The organism is Paenibacillus xylanilyticus, assembly GCF_047246825.1.
GTDB classification, from domain to species: Bacteria; Bacillota; Bacilli; order Paenibacillales; family Paenibacillaceae; genus Paenibacillus; species Paenibacillus xylanilyticus_B.
Map to the genome: position 1 here is coordinate 178,854 of NZ_JBFOLB010000005.1, position 8,375 is coordinate 187,228.

The following is an 8,375-nucleotide window of genomic DNA, read 5'->3' on the forward strand; positions in this document are numbered from 1 at the left end:
ATCATGCTAACATTTACCATCTTATATCTAATACTAATCTCGCAACATTCATTTAGTCAAGAGATCAATTCAGGATCATGGCGCTGCTGATTTTCAGAAGGGCTTCTTCGAGGGTAATCTCTTCTTCTACCATCTCGTCCAGAATCTGCTCATAGAACCCTTCGTCAAAATTCGGCCCCTCCACGGCCCAGCATCTCTCACGGACAAACGGATAGGTCGGTAGCGAGAGACGGCGCCGTCTCTCCGTGCCATACAAAGAACCGTATTCCACACTCAAACCTTTGACCCAGAGGTCGGCCAGCTTGGAAAGCTGGCCTCTCTCCCACCATTTCGTCACGAGTTCCTGCAGATCTTGATCCGCAGAGAACGACAGCGAGCTATCCGTCGCGCCTTTGACCTGACCGCGGAAGACCGCGCCAAGCGCCGAACGCCCTTGCAGATAGGTGGACAGCTTCTGCTGCAGGTCCTGTGCGGAGGTTGCCACCACAGCAAGACGCTCTTCCATCACTTCGCGCCCTACCTGCAAGGTATAGGCCGCATCGGCGAGCGTGTCATCCGTCACTACCTGTCTGTCGATCGCCTCTTGCAGGCGCAGCACCTGCTTGTGCAGACGTTGTTCGTCTTTAGCGGACAGCACAAGCAGAGCCGGACGGTTCTGCTCGATATGGGCAGCCGATCGCGGTGATACCTCCGGCACATATTCCTCGATCACAATATGCGCATTGGAACCTCCTGCTCCGAACGAGGAAATGCCAGCAATGCGTGGAAATTCACAAAGCTCGCCGTCCACCTCCAGCAGTGGGCACTTCCACTCCGCCAATTCCCGCTGCACTACGAACGGCGTCTGACCAAAGTCTATGTTCGAGTTCAGTACTTCAGCGTGTAGAGACGGCACTAACTGACGATGCTTCATCTGCAGCAGAACTTTGGTCAGGCCCGCTATGCCAGCGGCACTCTCACAGTGACCGATGTTCGATTTGACTGATCCGATCGCGCAGAATTGCGTGTCTGCCGTGTCTTCTTGGAAGACTCTCAATAATCCAGAAATCTCGATCGGGTCACCGAGCGTCGTTCCCGTGCCGTGCGCTTCCAAGTAAGAGAGGGAGCGCGGGAGAATGCCCGCTTTTTTGAACGCTCGTCTTATCACGCGAGCTTGCAGATTCGGATTTGGAACGGAGTAGCCATTGGTCTTGCCGCCGTGATTGACCGCCGTACCCTTGACCACGCCGTAGATCTGGTCGCCGTCCTCCAACGCCTTGGCGAGCGGTTTGAGCAGCACAGTGCCGATGCCTTCACCAGGCACGTACCCGTCGCCCCCTTCGCCAAAGCTCTCACACCGCCCTTTGCTTGACGCGAACTTGCCTTGGCTGAGCATCAAGTACTTGTTCGGATGTAAAGATAAGTTGACCCCTCCGGCCACAGCAAGCTCGCAGTCGCCTTGCTCCAGACTCTGGCACGCCAGATGAATTGCCGTTAGCGACGAGGAGCACATTGTATCGACCGCAAGACTCGGGCCATGCAAGTTGAAGAAATAGGATACACGGTTGGCGATCGACGACGGGTTACCCGACAAAGCCATCGGACGGCCCCTCAGCGTCTCCTCCGCTCCGTAGAGCTGATACTCTGAGTACATTACCCCGACGTAAACACCTACATTTCGCTCCTCGCCCGATTCCCCGCCTGACACGAGCGTGTCGCGGGTATAGCCCGCATCTTCCATCGCCTCATACACGGACTGCAGGAACAGACGCTCTTGCGGGTCCATCATCTCAGCTTCCCGAGGTGCGATGTTGAAGAACAGCGGGTCAAACTTGTCGACATCGCGCACGAACCCGCCCCACTTGCTGTATGTCTTGCCACGCTTGCTGCGATCCGGGTCATAATACGAGTTGTGATCCCAGCGCTCCTTTGGAATCTCAGTGATCGAGTCCCTACCCTCGCGTAAATTGTTCCAAAATGCCTCCAAATCATCCGCCTGCGGGTAGCGCCCTGACAGGCCGATGATCGCAATGTCGAGCGCACCGCTCTGTTTGGTCGGCTCCTTGACCGCCTCGCGAACTGGCGCAACAGCCTTCCGCCCAGGTGCTGACGCCAAAACCAATGCAGGATCTGCCGGTGGCTCCTCAACCTCAAGCAGGTCATTCAGATGAGCACGGTGATTTTTCAAAAAGTACCTGGTCAGATCGCGAATGTTCTGGTACTCGAAGAACAGCGTTTTCGGCAACGCACCAAACGTTTTTTCCAATTGACGCGTCAACTCCATTACCATGATCGAGTCAATGCCATAAACTTCCAGCGGCGCAGACCCTTCGATGCTCTCAGCCGGAACACCCAGGACGGAGGACAGCTGCTTTTTTAAAAAAACGGCCGCTGCGTTGTCCAGAACCGCCTCTTCCTTAGTAGTCGAGAGCGGAACTGCGGGAACCTGTTTGTCGGTTTCGCCTGTCAGCAGGTCGATCACTTTCTGGATCGTCGGCAGTTCCGAGAAGGTGCTTGGCTTCAGATTCAGGCCGAATTCCTCGTTAAGATGATCAGCCAGCTCATTCATCAGGAACGCATCGATCCCGTAGTCCAGCCACTCGGCCTCGGCATCCAGTTCATCAGGTCTGACCTGCAGTAAGTCCGAGGCGATCTGCAGCACTCTCGCTTCCACATGGCCAGCCACGCTGTGAACCGGGCGGGCAGCAACTTCAGGGAACAGCGGGTACAGCTTCTCCGTGATCCGAACAAGGTCGCCTTGCAGCACCATCAGCTGATCGCACCCGATGGCCAAGCCCCGATAGAGAGCTCGAATCCCGTTGCGGCTCTCCAGCGGAAACATCCCCATATGCTCTCTCATCCATTGCTCCGTCTCTGCATCCACCTGCATTCCACCGTCTTGCCAAAGTGGCCAGTCGATCGCAAGTGTTTGGCCTTGGCGTTGCCCTCGAGCAAGCAAACGATTGCGCTCAGCAGCATAAGCATCCAAGAATCCGTTGGCCGCTGCATAATCGGCCTGCCCCGGATTGCCGAGGCAACCGGCCACAGCGGAGAACAGCACGAAGAAGTCCAATGGCAGCCCGATGCTCAAACGGTCGAGGTGGACCAATCCGCTCACTTTGGGAGCCATCACATCCTTCATCTCCTGCACGTTCTTGTGGATGATGAAATTGTCGCGGATCACACCCGCTCCGTGCAGGATGCCTTGGAGGGTGCCGTACCGCGTCCGGATCTCTTCAAACAGGTTGGCGACCGCCTCTTCTCGCGTCACATCGACCTGTAGGTACTCGATGTGCGCGCCGAGGTCCATCAACTCCTGCAGAGCTGCTTGCTGTTGCAGGCCCAGGGGGGAGCGCCCGGTGAGAATCAGTCGCGGAGCCTTGACTTGGCTTGCGATCTCTTTAGCAAAAATCAAACCGATTCCTCCAGCACCGCCTGTCAGAAGGTAGACACCGCCATCCCGCCACGGAATGTGGAACGTCTGCTGCGACTCTTCCTCCAGTCCCCAAGAAGTCACCCAGCGCTGCCCAAATCGGTAGCGGATGCGGTCTTCTTCCAGGGAATGGCGATTTTCCAAAAGCTTGTGTTCCAATTCTTCCGTATCTTCGACCTCGATCAGCTGCGCAATTAGGTTCGGGTTTTCGCGGCGTGCAGTGCGAAGCAGTCCGGCAAGACCGCTGAAGACCTGACCTTCTCCGTCGGCAGGCACCACAACTTGCACCAGTGCCTTGTCCTGTGGCTTACTACGCAAAAGGGTCTGAATTTCTTCGAACACGCGTACCGCATACACTTGGTAGCGCTCAACGATGTCCTTGCGATCTGACTGCAGCGCTACAACTTGCCCGCCCAGCACGGAAGGTGCCGGCAACTCGCAAAGTAATACCAGATGCTGCGACAGGACCGGAAGGGCCGTCTTCTGCACGATGCCCTGCTGCTTCCAACTCGGCTTCAGCAAGTGCGCTCCCTGCGTGCGCCCCCCTGCTCCATCTTCCAGAACACGCGAAGTGTAGCCTTTCAAGCGCACACGCACCTGACCATTTTCGTCACAAGTGTCCACGTCGAACTTTTGCACCTTGTCTTCCGCTGTGCTGCCTTCACTTCGGCGCACCACGGCCCACATCGAGGGCGTGCATGGGCCATATATCTCCACTTCCTCCAATGCGAAGGGCACAAGCGGTTTGAATGACATAGTGCCGAGTATCAGGCCGATCGCGGCCTGCAGCGCTGCGTCCATGAGGCTCGGGTGCAGAACGTAGTGACTTTCTGTATCAGCCACGCAATCGGGCAGCGACAACTTCGCCAGCACCTGTCCCGTTCCGATCGACAAGCTCTCGATCCCCTGGTGTGCCGGCCCATAGTCCAGCCCGGCTTGGCGGAAGAGCTCGTACAGCTCGGAAGCACTAATTCGATTCTGCGTGCAGGCCGTTTGCAGGTTGGCGAGATCGACGATAGGAGAATCTACCTTACCCAGGCATCTCGTCCGGCCTTGGCTGTGTACGACAGCCCCCCGTCCGTCTCTGACTTCAAAGGAAACCACGTCTGCTTCTTCCATCCGCAGCCTAACCTGAATCTCCACCGACCCGTTACCTGCGAGAATCGGGCTTGCGAAGCCCACATGCTGCATGCTCCATGCGCTTCCTGCTTCACACGCTTCTGATGCCAGCTCAAGAGCTGCGCGAACCATTTCCAGGTGAGCTACGCCAGGCAGAATCCGCTGTCCGTTGATCACATGATCGGCAAGGAAGAACTCTTTTCCTGTGAAAACAGACGCATAGCGCTGCTCTTCCAGTACCGAAATGTTTTCGTGAAGCAACGGATGCAACGTAGCGGAATTTGTGCCGACCGCTTTCGCGAAAGACTGTGCCGAACCCTCCGGCTTCCAATATCTCACCTTGGCAAAAGGATATGTTGGCAGTGGGATGCGCGCATAGGGCAGCCCTTCAAACAGGCGTCCGTACTCCAGCATATAGCCTTGTGCATATAGATCGGCCACAGCCGCGAGCTGTTCAAGCAGGTCTTCCCCTTGGGCAGTATGGCGACAGTTTTCGATGCACTGGTTCCCGTATCGTTTGAGCGACGGCTGTTCCCGAAGTTCACTCTCAATCAACTCGCCGTGATGCACACCAGCAAATTTCCCCGTCTCCTGCCATTTTTTCAGCGACTTGACCAATTCCGGCACATCGCGAACTACGCAGGCCAAGCGGTGAGTAAGATGCCTGCGGCCGACGAGCAAGGTGTAACTAATGTTGCCGCAGTCCGCAATCGGTTCCTTATCGCAGAAGTCGATCAGATTCTGCACCTGCTTGCGAAGCTGTTCGGGGGTTCGAGCGGACAATACGATCATATGCCCACCTCTGTCAATCGACGTGCGAATGGGCTCAGCCGCTTCCTCAATCACCATATGCGCATTGGTGCCACTGAACCCGAAAGCGCTGATCGCCGCCCGGCGCTTGCTCCCTGGCTCGATGCTCCAGTGCCGCAGCTTGGTGTTCACATAGAACGGGCTGCCTTGTTGCTCAATGTTTGCATTCCACGCATCAAAATGAATCGAGGGTGGCAATTGCTTGTGTTCCAGTGCGAGCAGGATTTTTAGGACCCCAGCAACCCCGGCCGCAGCAGCTGCGTGTCCGATGTTCGTTTTGATCGAACCGATCGCGCAGTATTCCTTATGGTCCGTGTAAGCGCGGAAGGCACGGTTTAAGGCGTCGAACTCAATTGGATCTCCGAGTTTCGTTCCCGTTCCGTGCGCTTCAACCAGTTGTATCTGCTCCGGGTTGATCCCATGTGCCTCATAGACTTTGCGCTCCAAACGTTCTTGTGAATTGGCGCTGGGAGCGGTGATTCCGTTCGTCGTGCCGTCCTGGTTGAGCGCTGAACCTCGAATCACGCCATAGATATGATCTCGGTCTGCGAGCGCGTCTTTCAATCGTTTGAGGACGACGACCCCAACACCTTCTCCTGGCACAAATCCATCCGCCTGGTCATCGAATGTGTGACAACGCCCCGTTGCTGAGAGCATGTTCGCACGCTCCGCCGTCAAGTAGAAACGAGGCGTGCTCTGGATGAAAACGCCGCCGGCAAGCGCCATGTTCGTCTCACCTAACCGCAACCCTTGGCAAGCTAAGTGAATGGAGACAAGTGAACTCGAACAAGCCGTATCGACCGCGACGGCCGGGCCTTGAAGATCTAAAAAATACGAGATGCGCGCCGGAATTACAGAGGTGGCATTGCCCCACATCGCTTGTGCCGGTGCCTGTTCAACCATCGACTGCTGGTAATCGCCTCCGTTGATCCCGACATACACCCCGCAGGAAGCTCCTTTGACCGCATCGCCGGCATAACCGGCCACTTCGAGTGCTTTCCAAGACTCTTCGAGGAAAAAACGCTGCTGTGGGTCCATGTACGTCGCTTCAACTCCCGAGATATGGAAAAATAGTGGATCGAAGCAGTCAATGTCATCGAGGAAGCCACCTTCGTTACAAAAGCGTTTTCCTTCCGCATGATAAGAGCGAAGATCCCATCGCGTCACCGGGCCAACGAGATCGTCTCCGTTCGCCAAATGCTCCCATAGTTCGTCCAAGTCCCCTGACTTCGGAAAACGCCCGCTCATGCCGATGATCGCAATCGCATCAAGCTCTCCTCCTTGTTCAGAGATTTTTTTCCCTGAATCGTCTTGCTCCCCAACTCGACCGCCTTCTCGAACACGTTCCTGATCGCCTTGCTGAACGTCAGCTTGGGCTTTTGCCGCTTTCACCAATGTTGCTGCCGATGCAATTGTATTTGCAATTGCAGGGTCATTTGCGATTCCAGTCACTGAGGTCGACGCTGATGTTTGAAGCTCAGCGGGATTGAATGCTGTGGTAAGGGCTTCTTTGAATTGCCGGAGCATGTAGATAGCGAGTTGGTTGACTGAGCTGTAATCGAATAGGTTCGTCGTCTTCAACTCGACCGGTAGCTTGTCGTTCAGCGCCTGCACCAGATGAACACCCGTGATCGAATCCAGACCGTAATCGGCAAACGACTTGTCGGAATCAATCCTATCCCGATCCACTTTTAGCGATAAGACGAGCTGGTCCTTGATCGCGTCCTTCACCCGCTCCTCGATCAGCGCTTCCGTTACCTCGGAGGCCGGAGTCAAGTCCGTTTCTCTCAACACAACTGGCATCTTCGTTTTCGACGACTTCGCTGCCGTGAAGGCCATCGCCGCTTGCACTTGCCCCTGCTTCTGTCGCACCACGCCGTCGCTTTCCGCCACGATGATCTGCTGGCCGAGATCTAGCACCTTTTGCGCCGGATGATCGACCACGCGGAATCCTTCCGCTTTCAGCACTGAGGACCAGACTTCCGGAGTCAAACCCGGACAACCCGGCATGCGCAGCTCAGAATCCTCATACCGCCACCATCCATGGAGCAAGCCAAAGGTCAGGTGTGTGAACACCGAATTACGGCTCATCTCGTTGAGTAGCAACAGTCCGTTTTTAGCTAAAATAGCCTTGGTATTGCGTAAGGTCTGGCGAATGTTTTTAGTGGCATGTAGGCAGTTGGTCGTCAACACGAGATCATACGCCCCCGCGTTCAATCCCTGCGTGGCGATTGGCTCCTCCACATTGAACACTCGATAAGTCAGATACGGAGCCTTGAGAGAATATTCTCGTTCGGCATGGAGTAAAAACGCCTTGGAGATGTCCGTGTAGCAATATTCTTCGATGTGCTGCTGATACGGTTGTAGCTTGTCAAACACCATCGCGCTTGTCCCGCCGGTTCCCGCTCCGATCTCCAAGATGCGGATGCGCGCAGCCGGTTCGTTTTTCAAACGCTCATGCAGGTAAAGGACCACCGTGTCGGCCAGTGCTTTGTTGTAGCCGTCAGAGATCACGTTGTTTTTATACACGCCCTCTAACAGCTTCATTGAGGCATCAGGGAACAGGATGTCCGTTGCCGCCAGCTTGCCCGTAAGAATATCCGGCAGAGCACGCATCGTCGTCTCGACAAGCACGACCTGTGCCTGGAGTTCCGCTTTTTCCAGCCATCGAGATTTTCTCGCCTCCCACTCCTGCCAGAGCTTTTCCGAGGATTCGTCGAAGCTGAGATGCGCATAACGAGTCAAGAGGGCGAGGCTTTCTTCGTACCACTTGTTATATAAGTCGCCCAAGAATCCGCGAGACGGATTCTTGAGCGGATGCAGTCCCAGTTCGCGCAGGTGCGCCCCGAGCAGACGACAGAGGAGCTCATCCACTTCTTCGCGATCACGGCTGCCTTCCGCCCAGATGCGAAGGAGAGTGGCGTCATCAAACACGAACTCCTCGCGGATCTGTTCCACAATGGAGGAATGCTTCTGCGGATAGACGGTGATGATGTCTCCTGCTCTTGCCTGTAGATACCGGTTCATGATCTTG

The 8,375-nt window shown here is 55.7% G+C and carries 1 protein-coding gene; it reads right to left on the bottom strand.

Annotated elements, in window-relative coordinates; all coding sequences use genetic code 11:
* Positions 1-64: 64 nt before the first annotated feature.
* Positions 65-8,368, bottom strand: a complete 8,304-nt coding sequence (locus AB3N00_RS24825; protein WP_413036955.1) for an SDR family NAD(P)-dependent oxidoreductase — start codon at positions 8,366-8,368, stop codon at positions 65-67.
* Between the last annotated feature and the right edge of the window lie 7 nt (positions 8,369-8,375).

What these genes read in the sequence shown, in the direction of transcription:
- AB3N00_RS24825 (WP_413036955.1), bottom strand. Translation starts at nt 8,368, where the DNA reads ATGAACCGGTATCTACAGGCAAGAGCAGGAGACATCATCACCGTCTAT.